General features: G+C 72.1%; 22 protein-coding genes. 8 read left to right on the top strand and 14 right to left on the bottom strand.

Features of this window, described 5'->3' with window-relative positions; translation table 11 throughout:
- Positions 1-384, top strand: a 384-nt coding sequence (locus KME80_RS02975; RefSeq protein WP_219499932.1) for a hypothetical protein, incomplete at its 5' end; no start/stop codon positions are given.
- Positions 385-518: 134 nt separating this feature from the next.
- Here KME80_RS02975 and KME80_RS02970 read toward each other — a convergent pair.
- From KME80_RS02970 to KME80_RS52560, 5 genes are all read right to left on the bottom strand, one after another.
- The gene (locus KME80_RS02970) at positions 519-1,475 is read right to left on the bottom strand and encodes a LysR family transcriptional regulator (protein ID WP_219499930.1); all 957 of its coding nucleotides are present in this window, start codon (positions 1,473-1,475) and stop codon (positions 519-521) included.
- Positions 1,476-1,543: 68 nt separating this feature from the next.
- Positions 1,544-3,172, bottom strand: a complete 1,629-nt coding sequence (locus tag KME80_RS02965; protein WP_219499928.1) for a phospho-sugar mutase — start codon at positions 3,170-3,172, stop codon at positions 1,544-1,546.
- Entirely contained in the window at positions 3,169-3,972 is an 804-nt protein-coding gene (locus KME80_RS02960; protein ID WP_219499926.1) for a purine-nucleoside phosphorylase, read from the bottom strand. The genes KME80_RS02965 and KME80_RS02960 overlap by 4 nt, the downstream gene beginning before the upstream one ends.
- 2 nt (positions 3,973-3,974) lie before the next feature.
- Positions 3,975-5,279: a M20/M25/M40 family metallo-hydrolase gene (locus KME80_RS02955; RefSeq protein ID WP_219499925.1), complete on the bottom strand. Its 1,305-nt coding sequence runs from the start codon at positions 5,277-5,279 to the stop codon at positions 3,975-3,977.
- A complete protein-coding gene (locus KME80_RS52560) occupies positions 5,276-6,256 on the bottom strand; it encodes an Lrp/AsnC family transcriptional regulator (RefSeq protein WP_219499924.1) in 981 nt (326 codons plus the stop codon). The genes KME80_RS02955 and KME80_RS52560 overlap by 4 nt, the downstream gene beginning before the upstream one ends.
- A 110-nt stretch (positions 6,257-6,366) precedes the next feature.
- Here KME80_RS52560 and KME80_RS02945 point away from each other — a divergent pair, with 110 nt between their 5' ends.
- The gene (locus KME80_RS02945; protein ID WP_219499923.1) at positions 6,367-7,668 is read left to right on the top strand and encodes an MFS transporter; all 1,302 of its coding nucleotides are present in this window, start codon (positions 6,367-6,369) and stop codon (positions 7,666-7,668) included.
- Here the strand turns inward: KME80_RS02945 and KME80_RS02940 are convergent.
- Complete coding sequence (locus KME80_RS02940) at positions 7,661-8,113, bottom strand: gamma-glutamylcyclotransferase family protein (RefSeq protein ID WP_219499922.1); 453 nt, start codon at positions 8,111-8,113, stop codon at positions 7,661-7,663. The two genes, KME80_RS02945 and KME80_RS02940, sit on opposite strands and share 8 nt — an antisense overlap.
- 71 nt (positions 8,114-8,184) lie before the next feature.
- On the opposite strand from KME80_RS02940, the gene KME80_RS02935 reads away from it, so the two are divergent.
- From KME80_RS02935 to KME80_RS02925, 3 genes are all read left to right on the top strand, one after another.
- A complete protein-coding gene (locus KME80_RS02935) occupies positions 8,185-9,579 on the top strand; it encodes an NAD(P)H-quinone dehydrogenase (protein ID WP_219499921.1) in 1,395 nt (464 codons plus the stop codon).
- A 97-nt stretch (positions 9,580-9,676) separates the two neighbouring features.
- On the top strand, positions 9,677-10,078 hold the full coding sequence (locus KME80_RS02930) for a DUF7144 family membrane protein (protein ID WP_246643787.1): 402 nt from the start codon (positions 9,677-9,679) through the stop codon (positions 10,076-10,078).
- Between the two features lie 109 nt (positions 10,079-10,187).
- Positions 10,188-10,739: a dihydrofolate reductase family protein gene (locus KME80_RS02925; RefSeq protein ID WP_219499918.1), complete on the top strand. Its 552-nt coding sequence runs from the start codon at positions 10,188-10,190 to the stop codon at positions 10,737-10,739.
- On the opposite strand, the gene KME80_RS02920 is transcribed toward KME80_RS02925, so the two are convergent.
- Together KME80_RS02920 and KME80_RS02915 are read right to left on the bottom strand one after the other, a co-directional pair.
- Positions 10,718-11,812 (bottom strand): acyltransferase family protein, encoded by a 1,095-nt coding sequence (locus KME80_RS02920; RefSeq protein WP_219499916.1) that lies wholly within the window; start codon positions 11,810-11,812, stop codon positions 10,718-10,720. The two genes, KME80_RS02925 and KME80_RS02920, sit on opposite strands and share 22 nt — an antisense overlap.
- Before the next feature lie 163 nt (positions 11,813-11,975).
- Positions 11,976-12,617, bottom strand: coding sequence for a TetR/AcrR family transcriptional regulator (locus KME80_RS02915; protein ID WP_219499914.1), 642 nt, complete (start codon positions 12,615-12,617; stop codon positions 11,976-11,978).
- A gap of 60 nt (positions 12,618-12,677) precedes the next feature.
- Between KME80_RS02915 and KME80_RS02910 the strand changes: the two genes are divergently transcribed.
- Entirely contained in the window at positions 12,678-12,968 is a 291-nt protein-coding gene (locus KME80_RS02910) for an antibiotic biosynthesis monooxygenase (protein ID WP_219499911.1), read from the top strand.
- A gap of 32 nt (positions 12,969-13,000) precedes the next feature.
- Here KME80_RS02910 and KME80_RS02905 read toward each other — a convergent pair whose 3' ends face one another.
- Complete coding sequence (locus KME80_RS02905; protein WP_246643867.1) at positions 13,001-13,210, bottom strand: IclR family transcriptional regulator domain-containing protein; 210 nt, start codon at positions 13,208-13,210, stop codon at positions 13,001-13,003.
- Here KME80_RS02905 and KME80_RS02900 point away from each other — a divergent pair.
- Positions 13,163-13,552: a fumarylacetoacetate hydrolase family protein gene (locus KME80_RS02900; RefSeq protein ID WP_219499992.1), complete on the top strand. Its 390-nt coding sequence runs from the start codon at positions 13,163-13,165 to the stop codon at positions 13,550-13,552. The two genes, KME80_RS02905 and KME80_RS02900, sit on opposite strands and share 48 nt — an antisense overlap.
- A 21-nt stretch (positions 13,553-13,573) precedes the next feature.
- On the opposite strand, the gene KME80_RS02895 is transcribed toward KME80_RS02900, so the two are convergent.
- The 5 genes from KME80_RS02895 to KME80_RS02875 form a co-directional block, all read right to left on the bottom strand.
- Positions 13,574-14,170 carry a hypothetical protein gene (locus tag KME80_RS02895; protein WP_219499909.1) on the bottom strand — a complete coding sequence of 199 codons (597 nt, stop codon included), beginning with the start codon at positions 14,168-14,170 and terminating at the stop codon, positions 13,574-13,576.
- 95 nt (positions 14,171-14,265) lie between these two features.
- Positions 14,266-14,910 (bottom strand): dihydrofolate reductase family protein, encoded by a 645-nt coding sequence (locus KME80_RS02890; RefSeq protein WP_219499908.1) that lies wholly within the window; start codon positions 14,908-14,910, stop codon positions 14,266-14,268.
- A complete protein-coding gene (locus KME80_RS02885; RefSeq protein WP_219499907.1) occupies positions 14,907-15,389 on the bottom strand; it encodes an SRPBCC domain-containing protein in 483 nt (160 codons plus the stop codon). Before KME80_RS02885 ends, KME80_RS02890 begins: the two co-directional genes overlap by 4 nt.
- Positions 15,386-15,742, bottom strand: coding sequence for an ArsR/SmtB family transcription factor (locus tag KME80_RS02880; RefSeq protein WP_308125593.1), 357 nt, complete (start codon positions 15,740-15,742; stop codon positions 15,386-15,388). Before KME80_RS02880 ends, KME80_RS02885 begins: the two co-directional genes overlap by 4 nt.
- 73 nt (positions 15,743-15,815) lie before the next feature.
- Positions 15,816-16,418 (bottom strand): CGNR zinc finger domain-containing protein, encoded by a 603-nt coding sequence (locus KME80_RS02875; RefSeq protein WP_219499906.1) that lies wholly within the window; start codon positions 16,416-16,418, stop codon positions 15,816-15,818.
- 130 nt (positions 16,419-16,548) lie between these two features.
- Here KME80_RS02875 and KME80_RS02870 point away from each other — a divergent pair, with 130 nt between their 5' ends.
- Complete coding sequence (locus KME80_RS02870) at positions 16,549-17,445, top strand: NAD(P)-dependent oxidoreductase (RefSeq protein WP_219499905.1); 897 nt, start codon at positions 16,549-16,551, stop codon at positions 17,443-17,445.
- Positions 17,446-17,621: the final 176 nt, after the last annotated feature.

Raw genomic sequence — 17,621 nt, 5'->3', positions numbered from 1 at the left:
GGGTCGGTGCGGGGGGCGGTGGGTGGGTTGCTGGTTGCGGCGGTCGCGCTGGGTGGGCTGGGTGGGGCGGCGGCCGTCGGCATGGGGGGAGTGGCGGGGGTGGTGCTGGCGGGTGTGCCCTACGTGGGGTTCTTCGTGGGGTTGGGAGCTTACGGCGTGCTCAGGGCGGAGCTGGCTCACCATCGAGTCGGCTCGGACGAGCGGGCCACCGTGGCCTCGGCCTCGTCGTTGGCCGGGTCCGGGGGCGCGGCTCTGGCGAATCTGACGCTGGCGCCGCTGGCCATGAGCCTCGGGGCCGGGGCGGCGTGGTGGGTGGTGGCGGCTGTGGTGCTGGCCGCTGCCGCGGGGTTCGCCCGGCTGCCTGAGCGGGCGCCGAAGGCGTGAGCACGGGAGCCCGGGAGGGGGCGTTCACCAGTGCCGGTGCACGGCGCACGTTCAGCCGGGAGGTCAGCTTGGTGGCGCGCCGGACCCGCTCGGCCATCGCCAGGAACTCGGGGCTGTGGACGCGTGTCAGCCGGTCACCGGGCATGGCCCACCTCCTCGTGCGTCGCAGCCGCCCAGGACGGCAGCCAGGCGGGCTCGGGCGGCCCCGGCAGGCTCGCGAGGTGGGCGATGATCCCGTGCAGTCCCGGGTGCGGATTGGCCCGGGGGAGGATGAGCGAGAGCGGATACACGAGGGCCGGGCCGGCGATGGGGATGCGGCGCAGGTCGTGGCCCGCCGGCCACACGTACCGGTCGCGCACCCCGACGAGGGTGGCCACGTCGGCGGAGTCGGCGAGGGCGTCGAGCAGCACCTCGTCGCCGAAGTGCGGGCCCGCCGCGTCGATCCGCAGGTCGAACGCGGTGGCGAGCTCGTCGTAGAACTCCGACCACTCGCTGCGCGGCGCGATGCCGGGCATCCAGATCCGGTGCTTGCGCAGTTGCGCCGGCGTGAGCCGGCGGGCGGCGGCGAGCGGGTGGCGCGGGCCGGTGAGGAGCTGCAGCGGTGAGGAGAACGCGTGGATCATGCGCAGGTCGCGCGGCAGCGCGGCCGGGTCGGTGACGGTGCGGAACGAGGCGTCCACCTCGCCGGCCTCGACGGCGGCGGCGGCCGCGCGCGGGTCGTCGACCCGGAGCGTCACCACGTCGAGGTCGGTCCCGGGGCGGGCGCGCCAGTAGTCGTGCAGGACGACGGCCTGCGCGCTGCGCCTGCCGAGGACGTCGATCCGCAGGGCGCGCGAGCCCGGCCTGACCGCGGCGACGGCGCGGTCGATCCCGGCGACGACGCCGCGCGCGTGCGGGAGGAACGCCTGGCCGTCGAGTGTCAGCTCGACCCCGCGCGGGGTGCGGGCGAACAGCCGGACCCCCAGCTCGCGCTCCAGGGCGGCGATCCGTTTGGAGACCGCCTGCTGGCTCACGCCCAGCTCGTCGGCGGCCTGCTGCACCTGCCCGAGCTCGGCCGCCCGGACGAACGATCGCCATGCCTCGGTGTCCACGCGGACACCCTAGGGGCGCACAACCGATGGTTGTGTCCGGCTGTGCACCGGTTGTGCGCGCCCCGGGGTCAGAGGCCCAGCGCCTCCGCCACGTCGGTCTTCAGCGCGGCGAGGTCGCGGTCGGCCTCGGCGCGGGCCTCGGCGACCTCGCCGGTCACCGGGACCACCACCTCCAGGTAGCACTTGAGCTTCGGCTCGGTGCCCGACGGGCGGACCACCACGCGGGCGTCGCCCGACAGCGTGAACCGGAGCCCGTCCGTCGGCGGCAGCCCGCCGTCGCCCCGGCTCAGGTCGTCGACCCGCGTCACCGTACGGCCACCGAGCTCGGACGGGGGCGCGGCGCGCAGGCGGGACATGGCGCCAGCGATCAGCGACAGGTCGTCCACCCGGACGGAGAGCTGCGAGGTGGCGTGCAGCCCGTAGCGGCGGGCCTGGTCGTCGAGCAGGTCCAGCAGGGTACGGCCGGCGCGCTTGGCCTCGGCGGCCACGGCGGCGACGGTGAGGGCGGCGCCGATGCCGTCCTTGTCGCGCACCGGCAGCCCCTCGGCCGAGCCGACGCTGTAGCCGATCGCCTCCTCGTAGCCGAAGACCAGGCCGGGACCCGCCTTGATGATCCACTTGAAGCCCGTCAGCGTCTCGCCGTAGCGGACGCCGTGGGCGTGGGCGATCTTGGACAGCAGGGTCGAGGAGACGATCGTGGTCGCCACCATGCGGTCGCCGGTGGTGTGGGTGATGACGTGCTCGGCGAGCAGGCCGCCCACCTCGTCGCCGGTCAGCATGCGGAACGCGCCGTCGCCGAGCGGCACGGCCACGGCGCAGCGGTCGGCGTCGGGGTCGTTGGCCAGCACCAGGTCGGAGCCCAGCTTGCGGGCCAGGGCGACGGCCAGGTCCATCGCGCCCGGCTCCTCCGGGTTGGGGAACGCCACGGTGGGGAAGTCCGGGTCGGGGTTGCGCTGCTCCTCGACGGCCATCGGGGTCTCGAACCCGGCCGCGAGGAAGGCGCCGGTCAGCGTGGCGGAGCCGACGCCGTGCAGCGGCGTGTAGGCCACGCGCAGGTCGCGGGCGTCGCCGAGCGGCAGCGCGACGACCGCGTCGATGTAGTCGTCGACGATGGAGTCGCCCAGCTCCGTCAGCGAGCCGGGGCCGTGCAGCGGCAGCTCGTCCACCGGGCCGACGGCGTCGATGGCGGCGGAGATCTCGCTGTCGATCGGCGGCACGATCTGGGAGCCGTCGCCCCAGTAGACCTTGTAGCCGTTGTCGCGCGGCGGGTTGTGGCTGGCGGTGACGGTGACGCCGGCGTCGGCGTCGAGGTGGCGCACGGCGAAGGCGAGCACCGGCGTGGGCAGCGGGCCGGGCAGCAGCGAGGCGTGCAGCCCGGCGCCGGTGAGCACGGCCGCCGTGTCGCGGGCGAACACGTCGGACTTGTGGCGGGCGTCGTAGCCGATCACCACGTGCTTGCCGGGGCCGAGCACCCGGGCGAGCCCGGCGGCGGCGCGCATGACCGTGACCCGGTTCATCCGGTTGGGGCCGGCGCCGAGCTCGCCGCGCAGCCCGGCGGTGCCGAACTCCAGCTTGGCGTCGAACCGGTCGCGCAGGGCCGCGGTGTCGCCGCGCTCCAGCAGGGCCGACAGCTCGGCGCGCGTGTCGGGGTCGGGGTCCTGCGCCAGCCAGGCGCGGGCCCGGTCGGTGAGGCTCACAGCCGGTCGACCACCTTGGCCAGCAGCTCGCCCATCCGGGTGGCGGTGGCGCGGCCGACCTCCAGGACCTCCTCGTGGTCGAGCGGGTCGCCCGCCAGCCCGGCCCCGGGGTTGGTGACGAGGGAGACGCCGAGCACGTCCAGCCCGGCCTCGCGGGCCGCGATGGCCTCCAGCACGGTGGACATGCCGATCATGTCGCCGCCCAGCGTGCGCAGCATGCGGATCTCGGCGGGCGTCTCGTAGGTGGGGCCGCGGAAGGCCACGTAGACGCCCTCGTCGAGGCTCGGGTCGATCTCGCGGACCAGCTCGCGCAGCCGCTTGGAGTAGACCTCGGTCAGGTCGAGGAACGTGGTGCCGGTGATCGGGTTGACGCCGGTCAGGTTGATGTGGTCGCTGATCAGGACGGGGTCGCCGACCTTCTGCGTCTCGGGCCGCAGCCCGCCGGCCGCGTTGGTCAGCACGACCGTGCGCACCCCGGCCGCCGCGGCGGTGCGCACGCCGTGGACGACGGAGTCGACGCCGCGGCCCTCGTACAGGTGGCTGCGGCCGAGGAAGACCAGCGCGTGGCGGCCGCCGTCGGTGCGGATGACGCGGATCTTGCCGCCGTGCCCGGCCACGGCGGGCGCCGAGAAGCCGGGCAGGTCGGTGAACGGGATCTCGGCGACCGTCGCGCCGATCGCGTCGGCGGCCGGCACCCAGCCGGAGCCCATCACGAGGGCCACGTCGAAGGTGTCGAGACCAGCCGCGGCCTTCAGCGCCGCGGCGGCCTCCCCGGCCAGGGTGTACGGGTCGTTAGTCACCCTTAGTAGTTTAGGAGGAGCCTGTCCAGGACCCGCACCCCGAACTGCAGGGCCTCGACCGGGACCCGCTCGTCCACGCCGTGGAACATCGAGGCGAAGTCCATGTCCGCGGGCAGCCGCAGCGGCACGAACCCGAACCCGCGCACCCCCAGGTCGGCGAAGAAGGTCTTGTTGTCGGTGCCGCCCGACATGCAGTAGGGCACCGCGCGGGCGGTCGGGTCCTCGGCCTTGAGCGCCTCGATCATCGACTCGACCAGGGCGCCGTCGAACGTGGTCTCCAGCGCGATGTCGTGGTGCACGAACTCGCGGCGCACCTTCGGCCCGATGAGCGTGTCGATGGTCTTGAAGAAGTCGTCCTCGTGGCCCGGCAGGAAGCGCCCGTCGACCACGGCGGTGGCCTGGCCGGGGATGACGTTCGACTTGTAGCCGGCGTCGAGCTGGGTCGGGTTGGCGGTGTGGTTGAGCGTGGCGCCGACGAACCGGACGAGCGGCCCGATCTTGTCCAGGATGGGCGCCGGGTCCGTCTCGTCGAACGGCAGCCCGAACGCGTCGGCGACCTCGGTGAGGAAGCGGCGCACGGTCGGCGTGAGGGTGATCGGCCAGTCGTGGGCGCCGATCCTGGCCACGGCCTTGGCGATCTCGGTGACCGCGTTGTCGGAGTTGAGCATGGAGCCGTGGCCAGCGGTGCCGTCGGCGATCAGCTTCATCCAGGCGAGGCCCTTCTGGGCGGTCTCGATGAGGTAGAGCCGCAGCGACGGGTCGACCTCCAGCGAGTAGCCGCCGACCTCGCTGATCGCCTCGGTGACGCCCTCGAACAGCTCGGGGTGGTGCTTCGTCAGGTGCTTGGCGCCGTAGACGCCGCCGGCCTCCTCGTCGGCGACCCAGGCGAACACCAGGTCGCGGCGCGGCCTGCGGCCCTCGCGCTTGAGCTGGCGCAGCACGGCCAGCATCATCGCGTCCATGTCCTTCATGTCGACCGCGCCCCGGCCCCAGATGTAGCCGTCGCGCACCTCGCCGGCGAACGGGTCGACGGTCCAGTCGGCCGCGTTGGCGGGGACCACGTCGAGGTGGCCGTGCACGAGCAGGGCCGGGAGCGACGGGTCCGAGCCCTCGACGCGGGTGATCACGTTGCCCCGGCCGGGGGCGCTCTCGATGTAGGTGGCCTCGACGCCGACCTCGGCCAGCCTCGCCATCACCACCTCGGCCGCGGCCCGCTCGCCGGGGCCGGAGCCGTCCCCGTAGTTGCTGCTGTCGACGCGGATGAGCTCCACGCAGAGGTCGGCTACCTCGTGCTCGGCAGGGGTCATGGTGTTCTCTCCAAGGTGAGCAGGCCGGACTTGTGCAGATGCCCGCGCTTGTAGGCGCGGGTTATGAGAGTGACATTGACGTCGGTGACCTCGTCGAGCAACCCGACGACGCCCGACAGGAACCGGTACAGGTCGGCCTCGTGCGCGGTGGCGACCTGGACGATCAGCGCGTGCGTCCCGGTGGTGGCGGCGCAGTAGCGCACGTTGGGGTGCGCGGCCAGCGTCTGCCCGACCCGGTCCAGCCCGTACGGGCGGACCTTGAGCCAGAGCTGGGCCTCGACGGCCAGGCCGATCAGCGCCGGCTCGACCTCGGCCCGGGGGAGCAGCACCCGCCGTTCGAGCAGGGAGGCGACGCGGCGCCGGGCGGTCGGCACGGACAGGTCGAGCCGGTCGGCGATCGTGGTGAACGCGATCCGCCCGTCGGCGGCCAGCAGTTCGGCGATCTCCTGCTCCAGCGGGGACAGGCCGTCCTCGTCGGGCAGGCACTCGGCGGGCGGCGGGGGCCGCAGCTCGGCGACCTCCTGCTCGGTGAGGTAGGGCGCGTGCCATTCGGCGACGGTGCGGAAGGTGTGCAGGACGACCTGGGTCTGCGTCTGGGCGACGCCGTCGATGGCGCTGATCTGCGCGGACAGGATGTCGTGCAGGTCCTCGCGGGAGGGGGCGACGAGCTCGCTGCCGACGTCGGTGGCGCCGGTCAGGGAGTAGACGGACCGGGTGTCGGGCCGGGCGGCGAGGGCTTCGGCGACCTTGCGCGCCATTCCGGGGCGCACCTGGGCGTGCAGGTGGACGGGACGGCCGTGACCCGAGCGCAGGTCGTCGTAGATGGCGGTGACGCGCACCACGCCCTCGGCCAGGAGCCGTTGCAGGCGGCGGGCGACGGTCCGTTCGTGCTCGCCGATCGCCCGGCCGATCTCGCCCCAGGGGGCGCGGGGGCTGACCTGGAGTGCGGCGATCAGCCGCCGGTCGAGAACATCCACAGAGAGCCTTATCTGTGTCGGGTTCGTAAATATATGGCGAGATATTTGACTGTTTCGGTCGTCCGAATGCACAGTAGGCCATCTCCGCTCTGTTCAGCAAAGGAGCCCACGTGGCGACCTCCCCCCTTGCCTCTTCGCCCATCGGCATTCCGAAGAGCCGCGTCCGCCAGTTGTTCGCCGCCAGCGTCGGCAACGTCGTCGAGTGGTACGACTGGTACGCGTACTCGTTCCTGGCGGTGTACTTCTCGCAACAGATCTTCCCCGACAGCGGCAACCCCCTGGTCCCGGTGCTCAGCGCGTTCGCCGTGTTCGCGGTCGGCTTCTTCATGCGCCCGCTGGGCGGCCTGCTGGTGGGCGCGTTCGCCGACCGGTTCGGCCGCAAGGCGGCGATGACGTTCACGATCATCCTGATGGGCGTCGGTTCGCTGATCCTCGCCGTGACGCCCACGTACGCGCAGGCCGGGGTGCTCGCGCCGATCATCCTCACGCTGGCGCGGCTGATCCAGGGCCTGTCGGTGGGCGGCGAGTTCGCCGCCGCCACCACGTTCCTCGTCGAGTCGGCGCCGCCCGGCCGCCGCGGCCTGTTCTCCAGCTTCCAGTACGTGAGCACCACCATCGGCCAGCTCCTCGCCTCCGGCCTGGCCGCGCTGCTCGCCACGCTGCTCGCCGAATCGGCCATGGACTCCTACGGCTGGCGCATCCCGTTCCTGTTCGGCGCGCTGATCAGCCTCGTCGGCCTGTGGATCCGCAAGGGCGCCGAGGAGACCAGCACCGTCGCCACCGACATCCAGGAAGGCCGGGCTGAGCGGCCCAAGCTCTTCGAGTTCCTGGTGCGCTACCCGAGCAAGGCCGCGCTCATCGTCGGCATCACGATCGCCGGCACCGTCGCCTACTACACGTGGACCACGTTCCTGCCGACCTACGCCCAGCAGAACGTGAACTTCGACAAGGCCGACTCGCTCACCGTGGGCACGATCTCGCTGGTCTTCTTCATGGTGCTGCAGCCGCTGCTCGGCATGCTGTCGGACAAGATCGGGCGCAAGCCGATGCTGATCACCTTCGGCCTCGGGTTCACGATCCTGCCGGTGCCGCTGCTCGGCCTGCTGACCGACGCGTTCGCCAGCCTGCTGGTCATCCAGCTCATCGGCATGGTCTTCCTCGGCTGCTTCACCTCGATCTCGGCCGCGGTGAACTCCGAGCTGTTCCCGACCCGGGTCCGGGCGGCCGGCGCGGGCTTCCCGTACTCGCTGACCGTGGCGATCTTCGGCGGCACGGCGCCGCTGATCGGCACCGCGATGAAGGACGCCGACGCCTCCTACCTGTTCCCCTGGTACATGTCCGCGCTCGCGCTGATCTCCACGCTGGTGTACGTGTTCGCGCTGAAGGAGACGAAGGACCAGCCGCTCAGCTAGGCGAGCTCTTGCAGGGCCGGCCGCGCAGCTCTTTGACGTAGTCGTCGGGCGCGCCGGCCCGCTCGGCGGCGTCGGCCAGCACGCCGAGGTAGCGCGCCGACGGCAGGCCGCCCTCGTAGCCGTCGAGCACGTAGACCCAGGCCACGACCTCGCCGTCGAGCGTCTGCACCCGCAGCCGCACCTTGTGGAACAGGCCCCGCGAGGCGCCCTCCCACTGGTCGAGCGAGGTCTCGTCGAACTCCGGCACGTCATAGAGGACGACGAAGACGTGGTCCTCCGGGTCCTCCACGATGGTGGCGATCGCGCCTTCCCAGCCGAAGATCTCCCCGCCGAAGGTCAGACGCCAGCCGGGCAGCCAGCCCACGCCCCGCACCGGGGAGTGAGGGGCGCGCATGGCCATCTGCTCCGGGTCCATGTTGCTGCCGTAGGCGGCGTAAACAGGCACAGCAGCCAAGAGTAGCGCGCGGTGGCCCGCCCCGTTCGTCAGCAGCTCAGGCGATGCGGGACAATGGGAACGTGACGAGGATTGCGATCATCGGTGGCGGACCAGGCGGCTACGAGGCGGCGCTGGTGGCCGCGCAACTAGGCGCGCAAGTCACGATGGTCGAGCAGGACGGCCCCGGCGGCGCCTGCGTGCTGACCGACTGCGTGCCCTCCAAGACGCTGATCGCCACCTCCGTCCGCAAGCAGGCGCTGCTCGACGCGCCGTCGCTGGGCGTCGCCTTCACCGGCGGCGCCGACGGCGACATCGGCGCGGCGCACGTCGACCTGCCGCTGGTCAACAAGCGCGTCAAGGAGCTCGCCCAGGCGCAGTCGGCCGACATCGCCACCCGCGTCCAGGCCGAGGGCGTCGAGATCATCAAGGCCCGGGGCCGGCTCGTCGACCCGCAGGTGGTCAAGGCCGGCGACCGCACCATCCGCGCCGACGTGGTCCTGATCGCCACCGGCGCGACCCCGCGCATCCTGCCGGGCGCCGAGCCCGACGGCGAGCGCATCCTCAACTGGCGCCAGCTCTACGACCTCGACAAGCTGCCCGAGCACCTGATCGTCATCGGGTCCGGCGTCACCGGGGCCGAGTTCGCCGGCGCCTACCGCTCGCTCGGGGCCGAGGTCACGCTGGTCTCCAGCCGCGACCGCATGATGCCCAACGAGGATGCCGACGGCGCCGAGGTGCTCGAAGAGGTCTACCGCCGCCGCGGCATGAACGTCATGGGCCGCACCCGCGCCTCCTCCGTCAAGCGCACCGCCGACGGCGTCGTCGTCACCCTGGAGGACGGCCGCACCGCCGAGGGCTCCCACGCGCTCATGACCGTCGGCATGGTGCCCAACACCGGCGGCATCGGCCTGGAGGAGGCCGGCGTCCAGCTCGACCGGGGCGGGTTCGTCAAGGTCGACAAGGTCTCGCGCACCTCCGCGCCCGGCGTCTACGCGGCCGGCGACTGCACCGGCGTGCTCATGCTCGCCTCCGTCGCAGCCATGCAGGGCCGCATCGCCGTGTGGCACGCGCTCGGCGAGGCCGTGCAGCCGCTCCGGCTGGCCACGGTGGCCTCCAACATCTTCACCGACCCGGAGATCGCCGCCGTCGGCGTCGCCCAGCGGGCGATCGAAGCCGGTGAGATCGAGGCGAACGTGGTCAAGCTGCCGCTGGCGACCAACGCGCGGGCCAAGATGTCGGGCTTCAACGACGGCTTCATCAAGCTGTTCTGCCGCCCGCACACCGGCATCGTGCTCGGCGGCGTCGTCGTGGCGCCCCGGGCCTCGGAGCTGATCCTGGCCGTGTCGGTGGCGGTGCAGCAGCGCCTGACGGTCGGGCAGCTCGCCCACACGTTCGCCGTCTACCCGTCGCTGTCGGGCTCGATCACCGAGGCGGCCCGCCGGCTCATGCAGCCCGAGGCGTCCATCGGCATCTGACCCCCGGCCCCCGAAGCCTGGATGAATGACGCCATAGGGGGGAATGTCCAGGTCACAGTCTCTGCGCAGGCAGGGGCGGAAGACTTCGGGGGGAGTCATGACTTATCAGAGCAGGCCCGTGACGGGCTGGGTGGGCTGGGTGTGGTTCGCCGGCCTTCTGATGATCATGTCGGGGGTGTTCAACATCATCGGCGGGCTGTCGGCGGTCATCAACGACGACGTATACGTGCGCACGCCGCTGCGGCTGCTGCTGTTCGACGTGTCCACCTGGGGATGGCTGCACCTGCTCTTCGGCATCGTGCTGTTCTTCGCCGGGCTGGCGGTGACCGTCGGGCAGACGTGGGCCCGGGTGGTCGCCGTGGTGCTGGTCATGCTGAACGCGATGACCCAGCTCACCTGGATCGGCGTGAACCCGTGGTGGTCGCTGGCCGTCATCGCGGTCGACGTGCTGGTCATCTACGCGCTGATCGTGCACGGCCGCGAGGCCAAGGAGATCTGACCTCCGGGTTCACGGCCGTCGTAAGGCGCCCTGAAGGGAAGCGTAAGCGGCGTCCGGCAGACTTCAGGTGTCACAAGGAAACGCGACACGGACCTGGAGAACAGCCATCATGCGCAAGCTCATCAGCTCGACCTACATGTCCCTCGACGGCGCCATCGAGGACCCCTCCTTCACTATGCCGTACTTCGACGAGGAGGCCGGCGCGCTCGCCGGTGAGCAGACCGCGGCGGCCGACGCGCTGCTCATGGGCCGGCGCACCTACGAGGGCTTCGCCGCGACGTGGCCCGAGCGGGACGAGAACGACCCGGAGACGGGCGCCGCCTACTTCAACAACGTCAAGAAGTACGTGGCCTCGACCACCCTCACCGACCCGGCCTGGAAGAACACCGAGGTGCTGCAGGGCGACCTGGTCGAGGCGGTCACCGCGCTGAAGGCCCAGGAGGGCGGCGACATCCTCATGTACGGCTACGGCGAGGTCACCCACGCCCTGGTCAAGGCCGGGCTGGTGGACGAGGTCCGGCTCTGGATCCACCCGGTGTTCGAGGGCGGGCCGTCGCTGTCCGCGCCGCTGAGCGACGTCCGCACGACGTTCGAGCTGATCGACGCCAAGGTGATGAAGAGCGGCGTGATCGTCACCACCTACCGGCCGGTCGCCAAGTAGCGTTTCAGCACCCCGGCCAGCGGCCGCTCGGCCAGCACGTGGATCGCGTACGCGACCAGGCCCATCAGCGCGATCGTGCCGCCCAGCAGGACGTACGGCGGCACGCGGTCGCCGAGCCCGGTGAAGATCACGAAGCCGACGTGCGCGTGGACGAGGTAGAGCGGGTACGTCAGCGCGCCCGGCACGGCGAACCAGGGGCGGCCCAGCGGCCGGGTGACGCGCAGCGCGATCAGCGTCATCACCACGAAGATCGCGACGATGACGGTCACCACGACGACCGGCGCGATCTCCGTGCCGTAGCGTTCGCCGACCTTGCCGGCGAAGGCGACGCCCCGGTGGAGCGCGTTGCCCAGGCAGAGCCCGATGATCAGGCCGGGCTGCGGCGTCAGGCCGTCGCGGTAGACCAGGCACAGGGCCATGCCGGCGATGAAGTAGTGCGCGAACTCCGACTGCACCACCAGGTCGGCGACCGGGGGCAGCACGCCGGCCTGCACCAGGAACGTGAGCGCCAGCCAGCCCCACAGCATCGCGGTCACCCGGCCCCGCGTCACGCCGAACCAGGTCAGGGCGAGGATGAGCGCGTAGAACCTGATCTCGGCCCACAGCGTCCAGTAGACGACGTCGACGTTCGGGATGTCGGGCAGGGCGTTGAACATCGTCAGGTTGGCGGCGTACTGGACGAGCGTGACGGGGAACTGCCCCTGGGAGAGGGTCGCCGAGACGACGGCGGTGATCGTGACGGCGACCCAGTAGGCGGGGTAGAGGCGGACGATCCGCGACACCAGGAACGCCCGGGGCCCGCGGTCCCAGGCGTTGAGCAGCACCACGAAGCCGCTGATCATGAAGAACAGGTCCACGCCCAGGTAGCCGTACCTGGCGACCTCGCCGGCGGCGGGGAAGGAGAGCGGGCTGTCGCCGCTCTCCGGGCCGGAGAAGACGTAGTGGTAGACGACCACCGCGACGGCCGCGCTGATGCGCAGCGCGTCGATCTCGTACAGCCGGTCACGCCTGGCCTGCTCACGGTGGAGACGGTGACGTCCGTGACCGGCGGCCGGGTGGTTCGTGAGGGGCACGATGACCTCGTGGGGACGGGCGTGGGACGCCGGGTGGGCTGCCGGTGATCAAGCACACCAGCCGGCGCCCCCACGGGTCTTTCCCGCACGCGCCCGGAACCGGGGTACAGCAGGTGGTAAGGCCGCCGGGCAGCCCGCACCACCGAGGTCGTCGTGTGCCTGGTCAGGCCCCCTGCGGCGAGCAGAGCTGGGCGCGTAGCGTGCGGGTGGCCCAGCGCTCCCAGCGCTCGCGCGGCCAGCCGCGCTCGCGCACGAGCAGCAGGTAGAGCTCCGGGCTGAGCAGCGCGTAGAGCACGTCGGCGGCCTCGTCCGCGGGCACGTCCGCCCGCGCTCCCGGCTTGCCGGTCAGCGCCTCGGCCGCCTTCCGGTGGACGGCGTGGCGGGGGTTCGCCACGCCGGGCCAGAGGGCGGCGACCTCCGGGTCGCTCGCGACCGCCCCGGCGAGGACCTTGCCGATCGGGGCGACCCGCTCCAGGATCGAGGTGGTGCCGGTGACGTAGGCGGCCAGCAGGTCATCGGCGGTGGCGGCGGCCAGCGCCTCGGTGAACCACGGCCGGTCCATCGTGGCCACGGGCTCGTCGTCGCCCGCGATCGTCACGTCGACCAGCTCTTTCAGCAGGGTGCGCTTGTTGCCGAAGACGAAGTAGATCGTCTGCACCGCGACCCCGGCCAGGGCCGCGACGTCCTGGAGGTTCGTCGCGCCGTAGCCGTCCCGCGCGAACAGCTCCAGGGCGGCCTCCAGGATGCGCCGGCGCGTCTCCTGCGCCTTCTGCGTCCGCTTGCTCACGCGCTTGACATCGCTCATGGCTAGAGTTTATCTCTAGATTCAGTCACTAGAAGTCAACTCTAGAGAGAAGGTCCAGCCATGCCGGTCATCGCTGTCACCCGATTCCAGGCCGATCCCGCCGACGCCGAGCGGCTCCGGGCCCGGCACGCCGACCTCGTCGCCGCCACCCGGGCGGTCGTCCCCGGGCTCACCGAGGCACGCCTCGGCCGGCTCGACGACGGGACGTGGGTCGGCGTCTGGCGCTGGGAGTCCGCCGACAGCCTGCGGGCCGCCCGCGAGGCGGTGCCCAGCACCCCCGAGGCCGTCGCCGGCTTCGCGCTCACCCGCGACGTCACGGCGGAGGTGATCGAGATCCTGGACGAGCACTGACCCGTCCGGCCCCGCGCCCGGCGGGGGCGCGGTCAGAGGGCTGACAGGCTCGCGGCCAGGTATTCGCCCAGCTCTTCGATCCGGGTGTCAGGCAGCCGGCTGGACGGCCCGGAGATCCCGGCCGCGCCGATCAGGTTGCCCCGGATGCGGGCGGGCACCGCCACGCACCGCACTCCGTCGAAAGTCTCGTCCCGATCCACGGCGTAACCGGCCTTGCGCGACTCCTCCACGCGGCGCCGCAGCTCGGCCGGGGTCTTCGAGGCCCATCGTTCAACCCGTGCGGGCCGTGGCTGCTCACGGCGGACGAGGCGGGCGACGTCAGCGGCCTGGGCATGTGGCTGGACGTCAACGGCGTCCGGCGGCAGACCGGCTCGACGGCGGACATGCTCTTCGACCCCGTCCACGTGGTCCGCTACCTGAGCCAGTTCATGGTCCTCGAACCCGGCGACCTCATCAACACGGGGACCCCGGCGGGCGTCGGCCTGGGCTTCGACCCGCCGGTCTACCTGCGGCCCGGCGACCGCATGGAGCTCGGCATCGACGGCCTCGGCCGCCAGACCCAGGCCGTCGTCGCCGCCCCCTGACCCCGTCCCCAGGAGCGGGCCTCATGTCTGCTCCTGGAGGCGGCGCCTGGTGAAGTGGGCGCGGCAGTGGGCGCAGCAGAAGCCGTACGTGGTCCCGTCGATCTCCGTGACGACGGCCTCCCCGGCCGGTACGCGGGCGCCGCAGACCGGGTCGACGAACATGCCCTCCGGCGCCTCCTCGGGGCGCCGGGACTTCGCCCGGTCGATCAGGTCCAGCACATCGGTGGAGCGGCGGACCTTCCCGGCGAATCCGTAACCGCCGTCGGGCACCCCGATCACGTGGACCAGCGCACGCGGCTCCCGGAAGAGGCGTTCCGGGTCGCCCTCCGCCTCACCCAGCCTGCGGGTGATCTCCCGTACGAGGTGCTCGCCGATCTCCTTGGCCCAGGCGGCGACGTACACGTTGACGACGTAGCAGGGCTGATCCGCCCGCGGCGCCGGCGCCTCGTGGACGACGACGTCGCTGAGCGACTCGTACAGCCTGATCACGCCGGGATCGGCGCCGGGATCGCTGTCGTCGCCGGTGAGGATCTTGCGCGAGGTCAGCTGCCCGGCGAGGCGGCGGCGCTCGTCCGGGCCGAAGACCCCGCTGGGCACGAAGAGTTCGATGAACAGCATGGGAGCCTCGATTCCGCCGGTGCCCGGCGGTGGGTTCGGATGCGGGCGTGCCCGAGCATGCCGAGGCGTCCTGTCATCGGACGTGCAGATTCCTGTCAGCCCGGCACGCCGGTCACGCCCGCGTACGTGCCCCGGCGCGCCCGGCCGGTCGTCTCGTACTCCAGGAGCAGCAGCCCGCTCGGCGTGGCCTCGTGGTGGACCAGGCGCAGTCCCGACGTGGCGTCGTCCCGGGCCCCGGGGCCGCTGGCCAGGAGGCGGCGGCCGGTCCTGAGCACGGTGGGCGCGACCACCAGGCGCAGCGCGTCGCCCAGGCCCGCCGACAGCAGCGCGTCGCCCAGGCGGGCGCTGCCGTGAATCTGGAGCTCCCGGCCGGGACGGGCCTTGAGCTCGGCGACCGTCCGTACGGGATCGCCCCTGAGCACGGTCGTGGGGTGCCAGGCGCCCTCGGCGAGGGTGCTGGACACGACGTACTTCGGCAGCGTGTTCATGCGCTCGGCGAACGGGTCGCCCGGGTCGGTGATCTTCGGCCAGTCGCGGGCGAACGCCTCGTACGTACGCCGTCCGAGCAGCAGCCCGTCGGCCAGATCGAGCCGGTCGGAGGTGTAGCGGACGAACGCCGCGTCGAGATGGGGCACCAGCCAGCCGCCGAGGGCGAAACCGTCGCTGGTGTCCTCGTCGGGGGAGCCTGGCCCCTGGCTGACGCCGTCGAGCGTGACGAACTCCGTCAGGACGAGCCTCATCGCGGCCCCCCTGCCTCGGCGAAGCCCGCAAGCTGGGCCGTGACCGTGCCCCAGCCGTCGGCGAAGCCGAGCTTCTCGTGCAGGGCGCGCGCCTCGGGGTCGCGGTGGCGGACGAGCAGCCGGTAGGCCGTGCCCTCGGGATGGTCGCCGAACGTGATCGTGGCCGTCATCGGGATCGGGTCGGGGTTCGCCGGGCGCCAGGTGCTGTCGATCGCGTTGGTGAACACGATCCGCTCGAACTCGTCCACGGCCAGGAAGCAGGCGTCGAGATGCGGGACGAACTCGGCCCCGTCCTCGCTCAGCCGCGTCACGAACGCCCCTCCGGGCCGCACGTCCAGCCGGTGCACCCGGCAGCGGGCCGGAGCCGGGACCCACCACTGCTCAAGCTGGGACGGGTCGGTCCACGCCCGCCACACGGTCGCGCGCGGGGCGCGGATGACCCGCTCCAGGGCGAGGTCGAGATCGGGGTCGAGCTTCATCGGAGGTCCTCCTCTTGGTCGGTCTGGTCTGCTTGGTCCCGCACGAACCGTTCGAGGCGGTCGGTGTGCTCCTCCCAGATCCGGCGCTGCTCGGCGAGCCAGTCGTCGAGGAGGGAGAGCTGCCCGCGATTGAGCACGCAGGTGCGCACCCGGCCGGACTTGACCGTGCTGATCAGGCCGTTCGCCTCGAGTGTGCGGATGTGCTTCATGAACGAGGGGAGGGTCATCGGGAACGCGGCGGCGAGGTCGCCGACGCTCGCGGGCCCGCGCCCCAGCCGCCGGACGACGGCGCGCCGGGTCGGGTCGGCGAGCGCTACGAGCACCCCGTCCAACTGGGCCGAATACTGTGCCACACGGCTAAGTATTGTCCTGGTTCAATGGTTAGCGCAAGGGCTAAGTGTTGTGGCCGTCGTCCGGTTTGCCGGGTCACGCCGGAGAGTGGTCAGGGCGTTCTGGCCGCGGGGCTCCGTGGCGGAACCTGGCCTTCTTCATCTGGTTGCCGCAGTAGTTCATCGAGCACCAGCGCCGGCTGCGGCCCTGGCTCGTGTCGACATACAGGCCGCCGCAGTCCGGGTTCTCGCAGGTCTTGACCCGGCCGCGTTCCTCGCCGCCGAGGATGACGACCGCGTCGGCGGCGACCAGGCCGAGGCTCGCCTCGACGTGGTTGTCGGCGTCGCTGAGCCAGCGCATCCCCGTGCGCGTGAGCGCCGGGTAGGCCCGTGCCTCGCGGGCGAGGGTGTTGAGCAGGGTCAGGTCGGCCCGCTGGATCGTGGCTCCCTGGGCGACGTCGGTGCCGGCGCGGTGGATGGCCTCGCGCAGCCGCCGGGCCAGGGCCAGGTCCGACGGGGTGGCCCGGTGGCTGCTCAGTCGCAGGTCGTTCGCGGCGAGCCAGTCGTCCAGGCGCCCGGGGTCGGGAAGGCGCTCGACCGGCACGCCGCCGCGGTCGCTGAGCGTGGCGGTGAACCGGAACGCCAGGCGCTCGTTGTCCAGCCGGAACGCGGGCTCGCGCTTCCCCGTCGACGTGCTCATGGAACCACCTTAGCCGGTTCGCGCTCCCTCGTTGGTACTGCTTGTAGAACTAGCTGAGCCGGTTCCACGATCGGCCGGAGCCTGTAATGTGGAACCGGTTGAAATGGTTCTATTCGGGAAGGTGATGGAGATGGCCGATGTGACAGTGGTGGGCACGGGAGGCATGGGCGCGGCGATCGCCCGCAACCTCATCGGGGCCGGGCACCGGGTGGCGGTGTGGAACCGCGACCGGCGCAGGACGGCCCCGCTGGTCGAGGCGGGCGCCGTCGAGGTGGGACACCCGGGGGAGGTGTTCCTCTCCTCGCCCGTGGTGTTCTCGGTGCTCGCCGACGACGCGGCCGTACGCGAGGTGTTCCTCGACAGCGGCGCGCTGGAGGCGGCACCGGCGGGCGCGGTCCACGTGAACCTCGCCACGATCAGCCCCGCCCTCGCCGAGGACGCCGCCGGGCGGCACGCCGAGCACGGCGTCGGGTACGTGGCGGCGCCGATGTTCGGCGGGGTCGCGGTCGCCGAGGCCGCCAGGCTCAACGTCGTCACCGCGGGCGACCCCGCCCTGATCGACCGGGTGCGGCCGCTGCTGGACGCGATCAGCGCCCGCGTGTGGCAGGTCGGGACCGAGCCGAGGCAGGCGAACGTGGTCAAGGTCGCCGGCCAGGTGCTGATCGCCTCGGCGATCCAGTCGCTGTCCGAGGCGGTGGCGATCGCCGAACGGGGCGGGGTGGACGCCGCGACCGTGGTGGACCTGTTCACCGCCACGATCACGCCCGGTCCCGTTTACACGAACTACGGCCGGCTCATCGCCGCCGGGACGTTCCAGCCCGCCGGGTTCACCCCGGTGCTCGGCCGCAAGGACGTCGACCTCGCCCGCGCCCAGGCCGCCGCCACGGGATTGCGCCTGCCGGTCGGCGACCTGCTCTCGGCGCTCCTGACCGAGGCGATCGAGGCCGGGCACGAGCGGGACGACTGGGCCTCGCTGGCCGACGTGCAACGCCACCGCGACCTGCCCGAAGCCGCCGCCGCCCGCTGACCACACGGCCGGGCCGGGGTCCTTCGGGTCCTTTGGGGTCCTTGGGGTTTCCTGGCCCTTCGGGTCCACCCGGTCCACCCGGTCCTTCGGGTCCACCCGGTCCACCCGGTCTTCCCGGCCCTTCGGGTCTTTCCGGTCTTCCCGGCCCTTTGGGTCTTTCGGGTCCTTCGGTCGCC

The sequence above is a fragment of the Nonomuraea ceibae genome (assembly GCF_019396325.1).
Taxonomy (GTDB): domain Bacteria; phylum Actinomycetota; class Actinomycetes; order Streptosporangiales; family Streptosporangiaceae; genus Nonomuraea; species Nonomuraea ceibae.
This window is presented reverse-complemented; position numbering and strand designations above follow the sequence as displayed.